The following is an 18878-nucleotide window of genomic DNA, read 5'->3' as shown; positions in this document are numbered from 1 at the left end:
TTATACATCAAGAGTCCAGCACGTTTTCGTACTCATTTTGCGTAAGGCGAAGGATCATTTTTATGAAGCTGAAGAACACTATTCTGGCGTCCACCTTGTTATCACTGCTGGCAGCAAATGCGTTCGCTGCTAAAGAGTTAACGCCAGATCAAGCGGCCGCGTTGAAACCATTCGAACGTATTAATATCAGCGGTCGTTTCAATGCTATTGGCGATGCTACTGACGCCATCTCCAAAGAAGCCGATGCCAAAGGCGCTGACTCTTTCTATGTTCAGGGCATTAACGACACCAACGGTAATGGCGGCAACTGGCGCGTAACGGCCGATCTGTACAAAGCTGACGCCCCAAAAGCCGATGACTCCACCAAATATCGCACCTTCTCAGGCGTGAAAGAGCTGCCAAAAGCGGAAGCCTATCGCCTGGAGCCATTTGATACCGTTTCTGTCAGCGGTTTCTTCTCCAGCCAACCTGATGTCAATGACGCGATTGCTAAAGCCGCCAAAGGCAAAGGCGCGGCGTCCTTCTTTATTGTGCGTCAGGTTGATGCAAACAATGGCGGCAACCAGTACGTTACCGCTTACGTTTACAAGGCTGATGCGCCAGAACGTAAAGTACAGAACACCTCTGACTCGATCCCAGCCGATTCAGAAGCCGGTAAAGCCGCGCTGGCTGCGGGTGGCGCAGCCGCGGCGAAAGTGGCAATTCCTGGCGTGGCCTCTTCCGACACGCCAAGCCGTAGCGTGGGCCGTTTCTTTGAAACGCAGAGCTCAACCGGTCAGCGTTATACTGTGACGACTTCTGATGGTCGTAGCGTGCAGGAAGTGAATGCGATCACTGCCGCACAGATGCAGCCGTTCGACACCATCACCTTCTCCGATCACTTCGGCACACCTACTGAAGTGTCTGAAGCGGTAGGTAAACGTGCCGTTGAGAAAGGTGCGAAGTACTATCACATCACGCGTCAATGGCAGAACCAGAGCGGCGGCAACCTGACCGTTACTGCGGACCTGTTTAAGTAATCCGATCAAGGGCGGCATCCGTCGCCCTCTTATTTGCATAATTGCTATTCAGATTTGCATACTCTTGCATTGCCTTCCCTTATCGTACTCCGTAAAATCTGCCGCCTGTTTTTAGGGGATTCCGTTTCCTTGTGCGCGCTTTGTCGAGCAACGCGCCAGCGGAATCGCCACCAACCAGCATACTCTGCTGCTTAGGATGGGCGTTTTGGATAAAAAATTAGGTCTTAGTGCGCTCACCGCGTTAGTGCTTAGCTCAATGCTGGGCGCAGGCGTGTTTAGCTTGCCGCAAAACATGGCGGCGGTCGCAGGCCCAGCAGCCTTACTGATTGGCTGGCTGATCACCGGCGTGGGCATTATTTTCCTCTCATTGGCGATGTTATTACTCACGCGACTCAAACCCGAATTGGATGGCGGCATCTTCACCTATGCGCGCGCCGGATTTGGTGAATTGATGGGCTTCTGCTCTGCGTGGGGATATTGGTTGTGCGCGGTGATCGCCAACGTTTCTTATCTGGTGATTGTGTTCTCAGCACTCAGTTTCTTTACTGATACGCCCGAACGCGTGGTGTTTGGTGATGGCAATACCTGGCAAGCGATGCTTGGCGCTTCAGTGCTGTTGTGGCTGGTGCACTGTTTAGTGCTGCGTGGCGTGCAAACTGCCGCCAGCATCAATTTACTCGCCACCTTGGGCAAGCTGGTGCCGCTGCTGTTATTTGTGGTGTTGGCACTGTTGGCCTTCAATTACGATCGTTTCCGTTTTGATTTCAGTGGCATTGCCCTCGGCAAACCGCTGTGGGAACAAGTTAAACAGACCATGTTGATTACCTTATGGGTGTTTATTGGCGTGGAAGGCGCAGTAGTGGTTTCTGCCCGTGCGCGTAATAAGAAGGATGTGGGACGCGCTACTTTGATGGCGGTGCTGGCGGCATTGCTGGTGTATTTGCTAGTTACACTCTTATCGTTGGGTGTGATTCCGCGGGCGGAACTGGCGCAGATGCGCAATCCTTCAATGGCTGGTTTGATGAAGCATCTGCTGGGACATTGGGGCGATGCGGTGATCGCGGTGGGATTAGTGATTTCAGTGTGCGGCGCGTACCTCAGCTGGACAATTATGGCCGCCGAAGTGCCATTCCTGGCGGCGCAGCAAGGTGCGTTCCCGCGCAGTATTGCACGTCAAAACCGCCACAACTCACCGGCGGCTTCGCTGTGGTTGACCAACGGCAGCGTGCAGGTTTGTCTGATCTTGATTGCTGTTACCGGCGCGGATTACAACACGCTGCTAACCATTGCCTCAGAGATGATTTTGGTGCCCTATCTGCTGGTGGGTTTGTACCTGATTAAAGTGGTGCGCGGGCAAAACAATCCATTGGCAATGTTTATCGGCATCGGTGCCAGCGCTTACGGCATTTGGTTGCTGTACGCTTCAGGTCCGTTGCATTTACTGCTTTCAGTGGTGTTGTACGCGCCGGGATTGCTGCTATTTCTGTATGCGCGACGCGGCGGCCGTGGAGACAAGATATTGTCACAGCTGGAACGCATCGCGATTGTACTGTTGATTACCGCGTCGCTGCCCGCACTGTGGCAACTGACAAATTAATGCGGTTGGATAGGAATGGATACGCACAGCAGGTCGTCCTGCTGTGTCAGGTTCAGCGGCTTGCGGTATTCATGGTGAATAGCGTCAAGCTGCTCGACTGACAATGGATATGGCAGTTGAATATCAAAGCGGCTGATATGCTGCTGTTCAGCAAGCGTAATCAAACGCGCGATGTTAATTTCGTCGCTGACCTGAGTAGAAATGATTTGTAATGCTAAATCTTTGAGATGATCGTCGCTGGCTTGCAGGTTATGCGTAGATTTACGCGTTACCATGCCGAAAATAGGCATCACGCCGTAAATGGCATCGACAAAACTCCAGCGTTTTTTGCAGGAAGCGGAGAGAAAATCACTGTAATTGAAGCAGATGCGATCACTGTATCCGGCTGAAGCCAGCTCTTTATCAGACACCCTCGCACTCCTCCTGTTTTTCGTTATGGTTCCGAACCTTGCGCTACAACGCGCCGGTAATAATGGCACATTTCACCGTAAACATACTAGCAACGCAGGGATATTTCGTGCGGTAGCGTAGAGCTCAGGACCAGGAAAAGCTATGCTGCTGTGATTCTCAACCGTCACAGCGAATTATGAACAAAATCGTTTATGTGGAAGATGAGCCAGAAGTCGGTGAATTGATCGCCGCTTACCTGGGTCGCCACGATATTGAAGTCATTGTAGAAACGCGCGGTGACCGCGCCGAAGCCACCATTGCTGACCACGATCCCGATTTGGTGATGCTGGATATCATGTTGCCTGGCAAAGATGGCATGACATTGTGCCGCGATCTGCGGGCCAGTTGGCAAGGTCCGATTGTGCTGTTGACCTCGCTCGACAGCGACATGAACCATATCTTGTCGCTGGAAATGGGCGCTAGCGATTACATCCTCAAAACCACGCCACCGGCCGTATTGCTGGCGCGTCTGCGTCTGCATCTGCGCCAGGCGCATGTAGGTCAGCCGGAAGTGGCACCCGCGATCCAGAGTTCGCAGCGCGTGCTGCGTTTTGGTTCGTTGACCATCGACTCGCTCAATCGTCAGGTGACGCTGTTTGAGGAGAACATTGTGCTGTCGACCGCGGATTTCGATCTGCTGTGGGAGTTGGCAAACCATGCCGGACAGATCCTCAATCGCGATGCGCTGCTGAAAACGCTGCGCGGCGTGAGTTACGACGGCATGGATCGCAGCATCGATGTGGCCATTTCTCGCCTACGTAAGAAGTTGTACGACAGCGCCACCGAGCCGTTCCGCATCAAAACCATTCGTAACAAAGGCTATCTGTTCGCACCGCAGGCTTGGGATACCCGCTCCGCATGAGAAAGCTCTTTATTCAGTTCTATTTGCTGCTGTTCGTCTGTTTTCTGGTGATGACGCTGCTGGTTGGCCTGGTGTACAAATTCACCGCTGAACGCGCCGGTCGCCAATCGATGAACGATTTGATGGCCAGTTCGCTGTTTTTAATGCGCAGCGAACTGCGTGAGATCCCGCCGCGCGACTGGAGCAAAACCATTCGCAGCCTTGACCTCGATTTGTCCTTTGATCTGAATATCGAACCAATGAGCAAATTCCAGTTGGGCGATGCAGATATGAAACGCCTGCGCGCTGGCGAAATCGTGGCAATTGACGATCAATACACCTTTTTACAGCACATTCCGCGCAGCCACTATGTGCTCTCCGTTGGCCCGATTCCCTACCTTTTCTATCTGCATCAGATGCGCATTCTTGATATCGCGCTGTTAGCGTTTATTGGCATGTCGCTGGCGTTGCCGGTGTTTATCTGGCTGCGGCCGCACTGGCAAGAGATGCAACGGCTGGAAAAAGCCGCACAGCGCTTTGGCCGTGGAGAACTGGATGTGCGCACCCATTTTGAAAGCACCTCCAGCTTGCACAGCTTAGGCGTGGCGTTTAACCAAATGGCCGATAACATCAATACGCTGGTTGAGAGCAAGAAGCAGTTGATTGATGGCATCGCCCATGAACTGCGCACGCCGTTGGTACGGCTACGTTATCGATTAGAAATGAGCGATAACCTCACCGAAGCGGAATCGGCGGCGCTGAATCGCGACGTGGGACAATTAGAGAGTTTGATTGAGGAGTTGCTGACTTACGCGCGCCTCGATCGCCCGCGCGTCGATCTCAATCTGCAATCGTTCGATCTCGCCCAATGGCTGCGTGTGCATATTGAAGATGTACAAACCATGAACCCTCAAACGCACATCGCACTGGATATTCCGCAGTTGGAAAATGTCGGCAGCGCAGATACCCGTTTGATGGAGCGCGTGCTGGATAATTTGGTCAACAACGCGTTGCGCTATGCCGATCAGCGGTTGCGCGTCAGTTTGTGGTTTGACGGCCCACTCGGCTGCTTGCAGGTGGAAGACGACGGCCCAGGCATTCCGCTGGAAGAACGCGCGCGCGTCTTCGAACCTTTTGTCCGCCTTGATCCTAGCCGCGACCGAGCCACCGGCGGCTGTGGTTTGGGCCTGGCGATAGTGCACTCAATTGCGCTGGCGATGCAGGGAAATGTCTCGATTGAGAGCAGCCCGTTAGGCGGCGCCAGCGTTCGCTTTTGCTGGCCGGTTGATCTACCCTTGCGGGACACTGCGCCACGCTTACTGTCATAAGGAGCTTTTTACGTGACTTCAGCTTATCAAGAACTTAGCCGCACTTTTCAGCGTCTCTCCCGCTTTGGCCATTTAGGCGCAATTGCTGGTGTCGATATGCAAACCACCATGCCACCTGGCGGCAGCCAGGCACGCGGCGAAGCGATGGCCGAACTGAGCGTGTTCATGCACGAAGTGTTGACCGATAAACGTCTTGGCGGGCTGTTCGACGCGGCACAGCAAGAATCATTGAATGATGTTGAGCAGGTGAATCTCAGCGAGATGCAGCGCGCCTGGCAGCAAGCCACGCTGCTGCCCGCTTCTCTGGTAGAAGCGAAATCGCTGGCCGGTTCGCGCTGCGAACACGCCTGGCGTCAGCAGCGTCCAGCCAATGACTGGGCTGGCTTCTCAGCCAATCTGAAAGAAGTGGTCAAGCTGAGCCGGGAAGAAGCGCAACTGCGCGCCGATGCGTTGGGTGTTTCACGTTACGATGCGCTGCTGGATGTGTTCGAACCGGGTATGACCAGCACCCAATTGGATCAAACCTTTGGTGATTTGAAAAGCTGGTTGCCTGATCTGTTACAAAAAGCGGTTGAGAAGCAGCAGCAAGCGCCGATCGCCGCGCCGGTAGGTCCGTTTGCCATCGAATCCCAGCGTCAGTTGGGCCTCAGCGTAATGAAAACGCTCGGCTTCGATTTTAATCATGGCCGCTTGGATGTGAGTGCACATCCCTTCTGCGGTGGCGTGCCGGAAGATGTGCGCATCACCACGCGTTACAACGAAAATGACTTCCTTAGCGCCATGATGGGCGTGATTCATGAAACCGGTCATGCGCGTTACGAGCAAAATCTGCCAAAACAGTGGCGTGGACAACCGGTAGCGTTGGCCCGTTCCACCGCTATTCATGAATCGCAAAGCCTGTTTATGGAGATGCAGTTGGGCCGCAGCAATGCTTTCCTTCAGCATATCCATCCACAAGTGGTGGCGCTGATGGGCGATCAACCGGCGTTGGAATTGAATAATTTTATCCGTCAGACGCAGCGCGTGAAACCCGGCTTTATTCGGGTGGATGCTGATGAGTTGAGTTATCCGGCGCACGTAATTTTACGTTACGAGATTGAGCGCGCGTTGATTGAAGGCGAGATTGAAGTCGATGACATCCCGGCGTTATGGGATGAGAAGATGCAACAATCGCTGGGCATTGATACGCGCGGTAATTATCGCGACGGTTGTATGCAGGATATTCACTGGACCGACGGCGCATTTGGCTATTTCCCAACCTACACACTGGGCGCAATGTACGCGGCACAGCTGTTCCAGGCGGTGAAGCGCGCCATTCCGCAAGTGGATAGCCTGATTCAAAACGGTGAATTGCAGCCGGTGTTCGATTGGTTACAGCAGAACATTTGGCAGCATGGCAGCCGCTTCCCAACGCAGCAACTGTTGATCAATGCCACTGGCGAAGCGCTGAATCCAGGCTATTTCCGCCAACACCTTGAACAACGCTATCTGTCTGAGTAAACTGCGCGGCGGTCAAGTTGGCCGCCCTTTCACTTCCTTAACTCTCCTTTGTACAATCCGTTACACGCCGATACCAATGCCTCACGGAAACCCTCAATTGTTTTTCATATAGTGTTTTCACCGGCCCCGCAGTGGGCTACACATGAAAAAATAGTTCGAGGATTTTGCAATGAAAAAATTATTTGCACTGGTGATCGCCGCTGCTATGGGTATGTCTTCTGTTGCTTTCGCTGCTGAAACTACTGCTGCTCCAGCTGCTGCTGCAACCACAACTGCTGCGCCAGTTAAACACAAAATGGCTCATCATAAGAAACCTGCTGCTCAGAAAGCGCAGGCTGCTAAGAAACACAAAAAAGTAGAGAAGAAAGCGCCAGCTGCACAGAAAGCTCAGGCTGCTAAAAAGCACCACAAAAAAGCAACCAAGCCAGCTGCACAGAAAGCCCAGGCTGCTAAAAAGCACCACAAAAAAGCAACCAAGCCAGCTGCACAGAAAGCTCAGGCTGCTAAAAAGCACCACAAAAAAGTAACCAAACCAGCTGCGCAGAAAGCTCAGGCTGCTAAAAAGCACCACAAAAAAGCAACCAAACCAGCTGCACAGAAAGCTCAGGCTGCTAAGAAGCACCACAAAGTGAAAAAAGCAGCTAAATAAGTCTGACCTGCTGAGTCAACACCGCATTAATGATTGAAAACACCCGGTTATGCCGGGTGTTTATTTACTGGAGTAGCGAAAAATGGTGCGTCGCTATCGCTTCGAAATTATTCTGATTGTGATGATCATCTGTGGCATTGTTGCAGCCAGCTTCTTTATTTAATCGTTGTAGCGTGCTGATTACTCCAATATTTCTCCCTTTTTAACCGCTCTCCGACTATAGTTATCGCTCAAGCGTGATGACAACAACTTCTACTTATTCTCGCCATTGAGAGATCTATGCGCCTGGCTACCCTGTTACTTGTTGGTCTTTTCAGTTTTAACCACATAGCACATGCCGATGATGAAGATGGGCCAAGCCCGGAAGACATCAAAACGCTGTTTTTTGGCAAGGATCATCGTCAGGCGATTAGCGACGTTAGCGCTGCGCCCTGGGATGCGATTGGTCAGCTTGAGACCGAAAGCGGTAATCTTTGCACTGCCACCCTGATTTCAGCTCATCTGGCGCTCACCGCTGGTCACTGCCTGTTGGCTCCACCCGGCAAATTCGATAAGCCGGTGGCGCTGCGTTTTATGGCGGGCAAGAAAGGCTGGCGTTACGAAATTCATGATATCGATGCGCGTGTTGAGCCGTCGTTAGCCCGTCGTTTGCAGGCGGATGGCGAAGGATGGATCGTGCCACCGGGAGCGGCTCCGTACGATTATGGTTTGGTGATTTTGCACAACCCGCCGTCTGGCATTGTGCCGATCCCGTTGTTTGATGGATCACGTGGCGATTTGACCGCGGCGTTAAAAACCACCCAACGTAAAGTGACGCAAGCGGGTTATCCTGCCGATCATCTGGATACGTTGTATTCGCACAGCGATTGTTTAGTTACCGGTTGGGCGCAGCGTGCGGTGTTATCGCATCAATGCGATACCTTGCCGGGCGATAGCGGTTCGCCGCTGCTATTGAAGAATGGCGATGATTGGCAGTTGATTGCGGTGCAGAGTTCAGCGCCCGCGCCTGCCGATCGTTATCGCGCAGACAATCGCGCCATTGCGGTGCCGTCGTTTAAAGATAAGTTGGAAGAGTTGGCACAGTAATCTGCGGTCGTATTTACGTGCGTTTCAGTCGAAAAAGGCGGGCGTTACGTAAAGACGGCGTGAATACATCCCTGTAGCCTCGACCGCCGCATCCCTGCGGCGGACGCTTTACTCCACTGCCCGCCTTTCTCTCCTTAATGTAATCTCGTGCGGTTTGCAGTTAACCAATCTGCTCCATCGCCTGCAAAATACGTTTATCCGAGATCGGATAAGGCGTACCGAGTTGCTGTGCGAAATAACTGATGCGCAGCTCCTCAAGCATCCAGCGAATCGCTTGCACTTCGGCATCATCCTGACGCTGCGGCGGCAATTTATTGCGCCAGGCTTGCCAGGCTTGCTCAACCGCCTGCACTTTCAGCATCCGCGCACGATCGCTGTGCGGATCAACCGGCAACTTCTCCAAACGACGTTCAATGCCCTGCAAATAACGCAAGGTATCGCCCAAGCGTGACCAACCATTGCCGGTGACAAAGCCGCGATAAACCAGGCCGTTCATCTGCGCTTTGATATCACCCAATGCCAGCGCCAACGACATATCAACACGGCCTTTCAGGAACTTGTTGATATTGAACACGCAAGTCAGAATCTGCTCGACCTGCTTGGCGATGGTCACCACCGTTTCGTTAAGATCGGCACGTACTTTGTCGCGCAGCTGTTCGAAGTTCTCTTGCTGCCACGCCGGACCGCCCGCATCCGCCATGAGTTTATCCACGCCGCAGGCGATGCAGTCATCAATCAGTTCCAGCACTTTGCCGTACGGATTGAAGTACAAACCGAGTTTGGCCTTGTTCGGCAGCTTTTCGTGCAGATATTTGGTCGGTGACGGAATGTTCAGTAACAGCAAGCGACGCTGACCGCGCCACATCATTTTCTGCTGCTCGACTTCACTATCGAACAAACGGATTGCCACACTGTCTTTTTCATCGACCAATGCAGGCCAGGCTTTAACCTGATAGCTGCCGCGCTTCTGCTCGTAGCTTTGCGGTAAATCGCCAAAGCTCCAAATGTGCAAACCGCTCTGCTCTAAGCCATCGTCCGCGACTTTCGACAGCGTTTCCTGCACTTTGCCTTTCAGCGCTTGCTTGAGCTGATGCAGGTTTTTGCCTTCCTGCAATTTACGATTGTGCTCATCCACAATGCGGAAAGTCATTTTCAGATGATCGGGCACCTGATCCCACTGCCACGCTTCGCGGTCAATGGTGACGCCGGTCATGCGGCGGAACTCACGCTCCAGCGCATCCAGCAAAGGCTGTTCCATTGCCGTCACACGTCCGAGAAACGCTTCGGCATAGTTCGGTGCAGGCACAAAATTACGGCGCACCGGTTTCGGCAAAGATTTGATTAAGGCGATAACCAATTCGCGACGCACGCCAGGAATCTGCCATTCAAAACCGGCGTCATCGATTTGATTCAGCAGCGGCAACGGAATATGCACCGTTACGCCATCAGCATCCGCGCCCGGTTCAAACTGATAACTCAATTTGAGTTTGAGGTTGCCCTGATGCCAGAAATTCGGGTAATCCAGTTGGCTGACTTTGTCCGCGCCATCCTTAATCAGCATCTGCTTATCAAAACTCAGCAGATCTGAATTCTCTTTGCTGGCCTGTTTCCACCACGTATCGAAATGGCGCGCAGATACCACTTCGCTACCAATGCGGCGATCGTAAAAGGCAAACAGCGTTTCGTCATCAACCAAAATGTCGCGACGGCGCGATTTGTGTTCCAGGTCTTCGATTTCGTTACGCAATTTCAGGTTGTTGCGGAAAAATGCGTGACGCGTCTGCCAATCGCCTTCCACTAAAGCATGGCGGATAAACAACTCGCGGCTCAGTTGTGGATCGATGCGGCTGTAATTGACCTTGCGCGCCTGCACAATCGGCAAGCCATACAGCGTGACTTTTTCCATTGCCATCACCGCGCCCTGGCCTTTTTCCCAGTGCGGTTCGGTATAGCTGCGTTTGATCAGATGCTGCGCCAGCGGCTCAATCCATTCGGGATCGATACGCGCCGCCACACGGCCCCACAAACGGCTGGTTTCGACTAATTCTGCCACCATGGTCCACTTCGGCGGCTTTTTAAACAACCCCGATCCTGGGAAGATCGAGAAACGGGCGTTACGCGCGCCGGTGAACTCCTGCTTCTCGGTATCTTTTTGTCCGATGTGCGATAACAAACCGGTGAGCAAGGCGCAATGAACTTCGCGGTACGGCGCGGGTTCGCTGTTGACTGCCATGCCTTGTTCGCGCACCACCTGTCGCAATTGGGTGTAAATATCCTGCCATTCACGCACGCGCAAATAGTTGAGAAAATCGGTTTTACACTGGCGACGGAAGTGATTGCTGGATAACGCTTTTTGCTGCTCTTGCAGGTAATTCCACAGGTTTACAAAGGCATTGAAATCCGACTCTTTATCTTCAAAACGGCGATGCTTTTCATCGGACGCCTGCTTTTTATCGGATGGACGCTCGCGCGGATCCTGAATCGACAGCGCGGCGGTGATGATCATCGCTTCACGCACGCAGCCAAATTTTTGCGCTTCCAGCACCATGCGCGCCAGACGTGGATCGACCGGCAATTGCGCCAGCTGTCGCCCCGCTGGCGTCAGTTTGTATTTCTCGTCGTCACTTAGCGTGATCGCGCCCAACTCTTCCAGCAGGCGCACACCATCCTGAATGTTGCGTTTATCTGGCGCTTCAACGAACGGGAACGCCGCGATATCGCCCAATCCCAGCGCTGTCATTTGCAAAATAACCGAGGCCAGATTGGTACGCAGAATTTCGGGGTCGGTGAACTCTGGGCGGCTGAGGAAATCCTCTTCCGCGTACAATCGAATACAGATACCTTCCGATACACGGCCGCAACGGCCTTTACGCTGATTCGCCGACGCTTGCGAGATCGGCTCAATCGGTAAGCGCTGCACTTTGGTGCGGAAGCTGTAGCGGCTAATACGCGCGGTGCCGGGATCGATCACATATTTGATGCCGGGTACGGTTAACGAGGTTTCTGCCACGTTGGTTGCCAATACGATGCGGCGGCCGCTGTGCGACTGGAACACGCGGTTTTGCTCGGCATTCGACAGGCGCGCATACAGCGGCAAAATTTCGGTGTGCGGCAAATCGCGCTTGGTCAGCGCATCGGCGGTATCGCGAATCTCGCGCTCGCCACTCATGAAGATCAGAATGTCGCCGCGACTTTCCTGGCCCAGTTCATCCACCGCATCAAAAATCGCCTGTAACTGGTCGCGATCGGTATCATCGGCATCTTCCACCATTGGGCGATAACGCACTTCAACCGGATAGGTACGGCCAGAGACTTCAATCACCGGCGCATTGTGGAAATGGCGCGAGAAGCGCTGCGGATCGATGGTCGCCGAGGTGATGATCACTTTCAAATCGGGGCGACGCGGCAACAACTCGCGCAGATAACCTAGCAGGAAATCGATGTTTAAGCTGCGTTCGTGCGCTTCATCAATAATGATGGTGTCGTATTGCAGCAACTGACGATCTTGCTGGATTTCCGCCAGCAAAATCCCGTCGGTCATCAACTTAACTTGCGTAGTTTCACTGACCTGATCGTTAAAGCGCACCTTGTAACCAATGGTGCCGCCCAGCGAGGTTTCCAGCTCATCGGCAATGCGGTTCGCCACGGTACGCGCCGCCAGACGACGCGGCTGAGTATGACCAATCAGCCCTTTAACCCCACGGCCCAGCGCCAGGCAGATTTTCGGCAACTGGGTAGTTTTACCGGAGCCGGTTTCACCCGCCACAATCACCACCTGATGCTTACTGATCGCGTCGGCGATGTCCTGCTGCTTTTGGCTAACCGGCAAATTATCCGGGAAGGTGATGCGCGGTGTCGCCGCCGTACGCTGGGCAATGCGTTGCTCGGCAGCAACAAAATCCTTTTCCAATTCAGCCGCAATGCCCTGCTGCGCCGCAGGATTTTTCACCTTCGCCGCACCGTGCAAGCGACGTTGCAGGCGTTGACGATCGCGCAGCATCAGCGTATCGAGCCGCGTCCAAAGGGAGGCAAAAGGAGAAGAGTCGGATGATGACATAGCGATGAGTTACCTGTTGTAGCAGCGACCGATGATTTCCCGGCGGATTCAAGCAATTAATGGTCGGCATCATAGCACAATTTGGAACACCTGCCTGAGCGCGACGTGCGAGCTTATTCAATTATTTCGAACATAGATCTCGAAATATTGCGCTTTTACCTCGCGGGCTAACTCCGTACAGTGTAAAGCATTGAGCGGTAAGCCAACCGCGTAACGCACAGGAAAATACCATGAGCAAAGTTTTAGTTCTGAAATCAAGCATCCTCGCTGGTTACTCTCAGTCAAACCAACTGGCTGACTTTTACGCTGATGAAGCTCGCGCCAAAGGTAACAGCGTTACCGTGCGTGATTTAGCGGCACAGCCAATCCCAGTATTGGATGGTGAGTTGGTTGGCGCACTGCGTCCTTCTGACGCGCCACTGTCTCCGCGTCAGCAAGAAGCGCTGGCGCTGTCTGACGAATTGATTGCTGAACTGCAAGCACATGACACCGTTGTTATCGCTGCCCCGATGTACAACTTCAACATCCCAACGCAGCTGAAAAACTACTTCGACCTGATTGCGCGTGCTGGCGTGACCTTCCGTTACACCGAAGCAGGTCCAGAAGGTCTGGTAACCGGTAAACGCGCAGTGATCCTGTCAAGCCGCGGCGGCATCCATAAAGACACTGCCAGCGATCTGCTGACCCCATACGTGAAACTGTTCCTTGGCTTTATCGGTATCACTGACGTGAACTTCGTGTTCGCGGAAGGTATTGCTTATGGTCCAGAAGTTGCAACAAAAGCGGCTAACGATGCAAAAGACGCGATCAAACAGATCGTTGCTGCTTAAGTTTAAGAACGTGATAAATGCCCGATCATAAAGGGCATGATGCCATCATTGCCGAGCCTGAGTGCTCGGCTTTTTTGTGGCTATTTTTGCAACCATTGCCCGTTTATGCCGCGCACGTATTCTCCGCTTCCCGCGCGATTCACCAGTTTTTCGCCCGCGATACGCGCCACTTCGCTGGCACTGAGATTGTTTTGCTGCGCCACGCGCTGATATTGCTGCATGCGACCTTCGTTGATGCGCTTAACCAGCGCCAACGTTTCATCGTCCTGCTGGCGTGCCGCGACATAACCACTCAACGTTTCACCGACGCGGCCCTGTTGGCGCGCTTCATCCAACGTAAGCGCCCATGCTGAAGGCACCAGCAGTAGCGCCAAAATCAAGGCGATCCCTTTACGTTTCATCATGCTTCTCCTCAAAACAGACCGCTTTGGTTTTTCAGCAATGCTTCAACATCTTTGTCCACCTTGATGTGAATTTCGTGTTCGATTTTCACATTCATGTTGATGGTAATCGGCTCTTTCGGTGCCGCGACTTCAATGCGCGGCACGCAGCCAATCAATGGCAGTCCGGCTGCCAGCACCAGTAATGCCCTGAGGCTCATGGTTGAGGATCCTTTTTCGAAGGTAAGGTGGCATTTTGCTCCACCCAGGATTGCAAATTATCGCCAAAGCGCAAGCTGCGCCACAGCTGAAACAGGTTTTCTTGATGACGGTAATTGAGATTGACCGATTGGCGGCGGTTGCTAAATTGGCTGGTGCCTTTAACTTCCGATTGCATGGTCAGATTGCCAAAGTTATCCAGATCGATGGTGGCCCATGAACGCGAAATCTCCATATAGCGCAGCCAATCCATCGCAGCGCCAGCAGCAAAGTTGTTACTGACAATCGCATCCGCCATGTCTTTATCCATGCGGAAAGTCAGCGGCCCGCTGTTGGCAATCCAGCCCTTTTCAATCAGCCATTGTGGATTATTCACCCACAGCGGCAACTCGCCGTTCACTTTGCCCGACATGGCAAACTGCTTGGGTTTGATCGCGGTAACCAGTTTACTGAGATTGATCTCCTTCAACGAGACGCGCGCCGGTTCATGCTGCGGCATGCGCAATTCCGGCATGCTGACGTGGCCGCCAAGCAAATCGAGATTCACGTTGCTGAGCGTCAACGGTTGGCGCTCTTGCCACGGATAATGACCTTGCAAATCGGCGGTGATGTTTTGCAGCGAGAACTGATTTTTCACTTCGGCGATGCGCAGAGAAACCGGCCCGCGCCGTCCTAACTGCCATTGTTGATTTTTCAGGCGGAACGGCAATGAGAAGTCGATACCGTTGATTTCGCTATCAGGCATCCACACGCTGCCATTTTTTACCGTCCAGTGCCCGCCAGCTTCAAATCCTTGATCGCTGGCCGCTGAGAACGCCACCTGCGCACGCAATTCGCCCGACTGAATGCGCATTTTCAAATCGCTGCTGAGTAGCGGCTGGAACACCGTTAAAGACTGCGCAGGCCACCAGGCTTCGCCGCGCAGGCGTTCGCCGTCCCAGCGTCCATGCACGCGCACCGGGCCAATATCTTCCGCGGTTAATTGCCCGCGCCAGATGAAGCGGCTGGGATCGCTACCTTTGGCTTCAAAATTCAGTTCAGACGGCGGCAACCAACCGCCATAACTGAATTGGCTTTGTCCCGATTTGAGCGTGAAACCACCATTAAAGGCCGGATGCAGCGGATCGCGCTGCCAACGCACCGGCGCGGTGAGCGTCAACCTCGGTTTATCGACTTGCACCATGCCGTACGCCAGCTGATCGAAGCCGGTATTCAGTGTATCGAGGCTTATCAGCGTGTCTTGCCAACTGCCATTGCCCTTCACGTCCCATTTCGCGGTCAGTGGCGCTATCGCGCCGTCGCCCCAATAACGCCAGTTCCAGCGTCCGCTATCAGGCCAGAAATCCGTCGCACGTCCATCCAGATGCAGCGTGAAGCGACCAAAGCTGGGATCGTGCGCTTTCAGTATCGCCTGTAAGCGTCCGTTAATGCCGCGTGATGCCAGCGTCACGCCCGCCAGCGGCCAACGCGCTTCATCCACTTCTAGCGTTGAGAGTAAACGACCACGCAAACGCAGCAGCGCGCCTTGTTTGAGGGTTAATTGGGGATCGGTCAACACGCCATGCAGCAAACCCGGCATGCTGCCGTAAAGTTGCAGATCGGCGAATTTGCTTTCGCCGGTCAACTGGATCGGCAACGCGCTGTCAACCATGCTGAGTTTGCCGGGGCCGACACTTAACACCAGATTGCCTTTGCCGCCGCGCCCTTGCGTCAGCAAATTAAATCGTCCGCTGACTTCGGTGTTTTCCAATCCTTGCTGCCAGTTTTTGAGCGTTAATGCTAAACCACCAGAAAGCGGCTGATCGGCTTGTGGCCAGCGCCATTGGCCTTGCGTGATGCGAATTTGCTGCTCGTCTACTTGCCATGGCAGTTGCAGCAGCGGCTGTTCATCACCCTGCTGATTGATCACTAAAGTGCCTTGCTGTTGCTGCCAATTGAGTGTCAGCGCCAGCGGCTGCGGCCATTGCAGCACATTAACATCCGCATTGAGTTCACCCGCCACCGGTAAACCATTGGCAAAGGTTGGCAAGGTGACATCGCCATGCAGATTGAGCGGTTTTGGCAATAAAGGATGATTGAGTTGCAGTTGCGCGATATGCAGTTGTTGCCCCTGCAAACGGGCATCAACATTGAGGTTATCGCCTTGATAATGCAGCTGCTGGACGTCTTTATCTAAGCTGAGATCAAAACGTCCTGCATATTGCTGCCACGGCAGAATAGTGATTTTTTGTAGATGGATATCGGCGCCTGGCAGCATCTGTTGCCACTCCGCCAGACTGCGGGGCGCATCGTTAGATGTGGATTGCGGCAGTGATTGCAGGCAGCCGCTATTGAGTTGCACTTCATTAGCACTCAGTTGCCAGCGTTTTTGCTGCCATCCCAATGACGCATCGCTAACCTTCGCCAACTCACACTCAGCGGCTAGATAACGCACTTCAGGAAAATGCAGCGCGCCCTGCTGCCAGCGCGGCGCGCCGTTCAGTTCAACGCGGGTATTTTCCGGCAGCCAAATGCCAGCCAGACGCGGCAACCATTGCGTTAGCGTCAGCAGCAATCCCAGCAACAGTAATATCAGCGCCAAAAGCGCAGCAAGTGTTCGACGAAGTCCACGCGTCATGGCAATTAACGTTCCTGTTCTTTACACAATCCTGACGAGGCCGCAAATGATGGCATGTTACGCCCAGTAAATGAAGGTGTTAGCTTCTTAGTCTGGCTGAAGAACAGCAAATTGCTGCGGAAAACGTTATCCTGTGATGATACCGACGTTGCATTTTTCAGGAGCGAAACAATGAAAGTTGCGGTTTATAGCACCAAGCATTACGACCAGAAATACCTCGAACACGTCAATAGCAGCTACGGATTTGAGCTGCAATTCTTTGACTTCCTGTTAAGCCCCGCCACGGCAAAAAATGCCGCGGGATGTGATGCAGTGTGCATCTTCGTCAATGATGATGGCAGCAAAGAGGTGCTGGAAGAGTTGGCCGCATTGGGTGTGAAACACATCGCTTTGCGCTGTGCAGGCTTCAATAACGTCGACCTCAAAGCCGCAGCGGATTTAGGTTTAGATGTGGTGCGCGTACCGGCGTACTCACCTGAAGCGGTGGCAGAACATGCGGTTGGCTTGATGATGACTCTTAACCGTCGCATTCATCGTGCTTATCAACGCACGCGTGACGCCAATTTCTCGCTGGATGGTTTAACTGGCTTCAACATGCATAACAAAACGGCGGGCGTGGTCGGCACCGGCAAAATCGGCGTGGCGGCGATGCGTATCCTGAAAGGTTTTGGCATGCGCTTGTTGGCCTTCGATCCTTACCCAAGTGCTGCGGCGCTGGAATTAGGCGCGGAGTACGTCGATCTCAAAACGCTGTTCGCCGAATCGGATGTGATTACGCTGCACTGCCCGCTGACGCCGGAAAATCATCACCTATTGAATGCACAGGCATTTAGCCAAATGAAAGATGGCGTGATGATCATCAACACCAGCCGCGGTGGATTGATTGACTCGCAGGCGGCGATTGATGCGCTCAAGCAGCAGAAAATCGGTTCGCTGGGTATGGATGTGTATGAGAACGAACGCGATTTGTTCTTCGAAGATAAATCAAACGATGTGATTCAGGATGATGTGTTCCGCCGTTTGTCGGCCTGCCACAACGTACTATTTACCGGTCATCAGGCGTTTTTGACGGCCGAAGCGCTAACCGCAATTTCCGAAACCACGTTGAGCAATTTGCAACTGTTGGAGCGCGGTGAGAGCTGCCCGAATCAGGTTACTGCCTAAGTGCCTTGCGCCTGCATTAGCGGGCGCAATTGCCACCCATCAACGCCTGCTCATCACAACGACGGCCATTCGCCAATTGGCACATGCCAATGCGTGAGCCGTCTAACTGACGCGAAAACGCCAGCGATCCCCCGGCATTACTACAATTAACTTCAGCCATTGATGACATCACCACGCGCGGTTGCACGTGTGCAGCAGTCGCTTGTTGTGGCGGTTCATTATCACTATTGCTGCTACAGGCAGAAAGTAACAGTGTGGCGCCGGCTAGCAGGAAAAATGCAGCTTTCATCGGTTAGGCTCCGGGGAGTGAGCGAAAAAGTCGTACCAGAATATGTCAGGTGCGGCGAGGGATCGATAGGCGACACAGCTTTTTACAAAATTTAATTTCATTGTTTGCAAGCAGATTTATCCTGATTGAGACATTTCCGCCCTTCTCTGCAAGCGGCGAGTCGATTTATCAATGACTAAGGAGGGAAACATGTTGACGGATATGCTAATTCGTATCGCGCTGGCGGGCATTCTTGGCGGACTGATTGGCCTTGAGCGGCAAATGCGCGCCAAAGAGGCGGGATTGCGCACGCACATTTTGGTCGGTATCGGCAGCGCAATGTTTATGTTGGTGTCGAAGTATGGTTTTGCCGACATGTTGGTGAGCGATCATGTGGCGCTCGATCCCAGTCGTATCGCCGCGCAAGTGGTTAGCGGCATGGGCTTCCTCGGCGCGGGTACCATCATTATCCAGAAACAAGTGGTGAAAGGTCTCACCACCGCCGCCGGTTTATGGGTGACGGCGGCGATTGGTTTGGTGATTGGTAGCGGCATGTATGAAATTGGCATTTACGGCACCATTCTGGCGTTAGTGGTGCTGGAAACCTTCCGCCGCATCAGCCATTGGTTGATTGGCCGCCATCACACGCTATTGGTGCATCTCAAACCGAAAAGCGTGCCGCTGGTGTTATTGGTGCTGCAACAAGAGAATCTGCGCTATGGCCATATCTCGGTGGTTAACCGTGATGAAGAGAATGGTATGTGCGAACTCAGTGTTGAAGTGACATTGTCACGACGCCAACCGATGCATACCATCTACGATAAAGTGATGGAAATCAAAGGTGTTCAATCGTTAGAGATGATGTAAAAAGCG

The 18878-nt window shown here is 53.2% G+C and carries 16 protein-coding genes; 10 read left to right on the top strand and 6 right to left on the bottom strand.

Going from position 1 to position 18878, the window contains the following annotated elements:
- Window positions 1-62: 62 nt before the first annotated feature.
- Together ydgH and ABDW13_RS07840 are read left to right on the top strand one after the other, a co-directional pair.
- A complete protein-coding gene (gene ydgH, locus ABDW13_RS07845; RefSeq protein ID WP_343551941.1) occupies window positions 63-1019 on the top strand; it encodes a DUF1471 family protein YdgH in 957 nt (318 codons plus the stop codon).
- A 205-nt stretch (window positions 1020-1224) separates the two neighbouring features.
- Window positions 1225-2616: an amino acid permease gene (locus tag ABDW13_RS07840; protein WP_343551940.1), complete on the top strand. Its 1392-nt coding sequence runs from the start codon at window positions 1225-1227 to the stop codon at window positions 2614-2616.
- On the opposite strand, the gene ABDW13_RS07835 is transcribed toward ABDW13_RS07840, so the two are convergent.
- Entirely contained in the window at window positions 2613-3026 is a 414-nt protein-coding gene (locus ABDW13_RS07835; RefSeq protein WP_343551939.1) for a hypothetical protein, read from the bottom strand. The genes ABDW13_RS07840 and ABDW13_RS07835 overlap by 4 nt on opposite strands.
- Before the next feature lie 176 nt (window positions 3027-3202).
- Here ABDW13_RS07835 and rstA point away from each other — a divergent pair, with 176 nt between their 5' ends.
- The 5 genes from rstA (at window position 3203) to ABDW13_RS07810 (ending at window position 8470) form a co-directional block, all read left to right on the top strand.
- A complete protein-coding gene (gene rstA / locus ABDW13_RS07830; protein WP_343551938.1) occupies window positions 3203-3928 on the top strand; it encodes a two-component system response regulator RstA in 726 nt (241 codons plus the stop codon).
- Window positions 3925-5235: a two-component system sensor histidine kinase RstB gene (gene rstB, locus ABDW13_RS07825; protein WP_343551937.1), complete on the top strand. Its 1311-nt coding sequence runs from the start codon at window positions 3925-3927 to the stop codon at window positions 5233-5235. The genes rstA and rstB overlap by 4 nt, the downstream gene beginning before the upstream one ends.
- Window positions 5236-5247: 12 nt before the next feature.
- Window positions 5248-6735 carry a carboxypeptidase M32 gene (locus tag ABDW13_RS07820; protein WP_343551936.1) on the top strand — a complete coding sequence of 496 codons (1488 nt, stop codon included), beginning with the start codon at window positions 5248-5250 and terminating at the stop codon, window positions 6733-6735.
- Between the two features lie 169 nt (window positions 6736-6904).
- Window positions 6905-7384, top strand: a complete 480-nt coding sequence (gene asr, locus ABDW13_RS07815) for an acid resistance repetitive basic protein Asr (protein ID WP_343551935.1) — start codon at window positions 6905-6907, stop codon at window positions 7382-7384.
- A gap of 279 nt (window positions 7385-7663) precedes the next feature.
- Entirely contained in the window at window positions 7664-8470 is an 807-nt protein-coding gene (locus tag ABDW13_RS07810) for a serine protease (protein ID WP_343551934.1), read from the top strand.
- Window positions 8471-8630: 160 nt separating this feature from the next.
- Here ABDW13_RS07810 and hrpA read toward each other — a convergent pair whose 3' ends face one another.
- Complete coding sequence (gene hrpA / locus ABDW13_RS07805) at window positions 8631-12527, bottom strand: ATP-dependent RNA helicase HrpA (protein WP_343551933.1); 3897 nt, start codon at window positions 12525-12527, stop codon at window positions 8631-8633.
- Window positions 12528-12757: 230 nt separating this feature from the next.
- Here hrpA and azoR point away from each other — a divergent pair, with 230 nt between their 5' ends.
- A complete protein-coding gene (gene azoR, locus ABDW13_RS07800) occupies window positions 12758-13357 on the top strand; it encodes an FMN-dependent NADH-azoreductase (RefSeq protein WP_343551932.1) in 600 nt (199 codons plus the stop codon).
- A gap of 80 nt (window positions 13358-13437) precedes the next feature.
- Here the strand turns inward: azoR and ABDW13_RS07795 are convergent, their stop codons facing one another.
- From ABDW13_RS07795 to ABDW13_RS07785, 3 genes are read right to left on the bottom strand one after another with little or no spacing between them, the layout of a single operon-like run.
- Window positions 13438-13758, bottom strand: a complete 321-nt coding sequence (locus ABDW13_RS07795) for a YdbL family protein (RefSeq protein WP_343552049.1) — start codon at window positions 13756-13758, stop codon at window positions 13438-13440.
- Between the two features lie 11 nt (window positions 13759-13769).
- On the bottom strand, window positions 13770-13958 hold the full coding sequence (locus ABDW13_RS07790; RefSeq protein ID WP_013509194.1) for a YnbE family lipoprotein: 189 nt from the start codon (window positions 13956-13958) through the stop codon (window positions 13770-13772).
- Window positions 13955-16573 carry a YdbH family protein gene (locus tag ABDW13_RS07785; protein WP_343551930.1) on the bottom strand — a complete coding sequence of 873 codons (2619 nt, stop codon included), beginning with the start codon at window positions 16571-16573 and terminating at the stop codon, window positions 13955-13957. The genes ABDW13_RS07790 and ABDW13_RS07785 overlap by 4 nt, the downstream gene beginning before the upstream one ends.
- A gap of 171 nt (window positions 16574-16744) precedes the next feature.
- Between ABDW13_RS07785 and ABDW13_RS07780 the strand changes: the two genes are divergently transcribed.
- Entirely contained in the window at window positions 16745-17737 is a 993-nt protein-coding gene (locus tag ABDW13_RS07780; RefSeq protein ID WP_343551929.1) for a 2-hydroxyacid dehydrogenase, read from the top strand.
- A gap of 16 nt (window positions 17738-17753) precedes the next feature.
- Here the strand turns inward: ABDW13_RS07780 and ABDW13_RS07775 are convergent, their stop codons facing one another.
- A complete protein-coding gene (locus ABDW13_RS07775; protein ID WP_343551928.1) occupies window positions 17754-18026 on the bottom strand; it encodes a DUF333 domain-containing protein in 273 nt (90 codons plus the stop codon).
- Window positions 18027-18215: 189 nt separating this feature from the next.
- Here ABDW13_RS07775 and ABDW13_RS07770 point away from each other — a divergent pair, with 189 nt between their 5' ends.
- Window positions 18216-18872, top strand: a complete 657-nt coding sequence (locus ABDW13_RS07770; protein ID WP_343551927.1) for an MgtC/SapB family protein — start codon at window positions 18216-18218, stop codon at window positions 18870-18872.
- The last annotated feature ends 6 nt before the right edge of the window (window positions 18873-18878 follow it).

Origin of the sequence: Pantoea sp., from assembly GCF_039594315.1 — a bacterium.
GTDB lineage: Bacteria > Pseudomonadota > Gammaproteobacteria > Enterobacterales > Enterobacteriaceae > Pantoea.
Note: the sequence above shows the minus strand (reverse complement) of the source record. Positions and strands in the feature narration are given on the sequence as shown.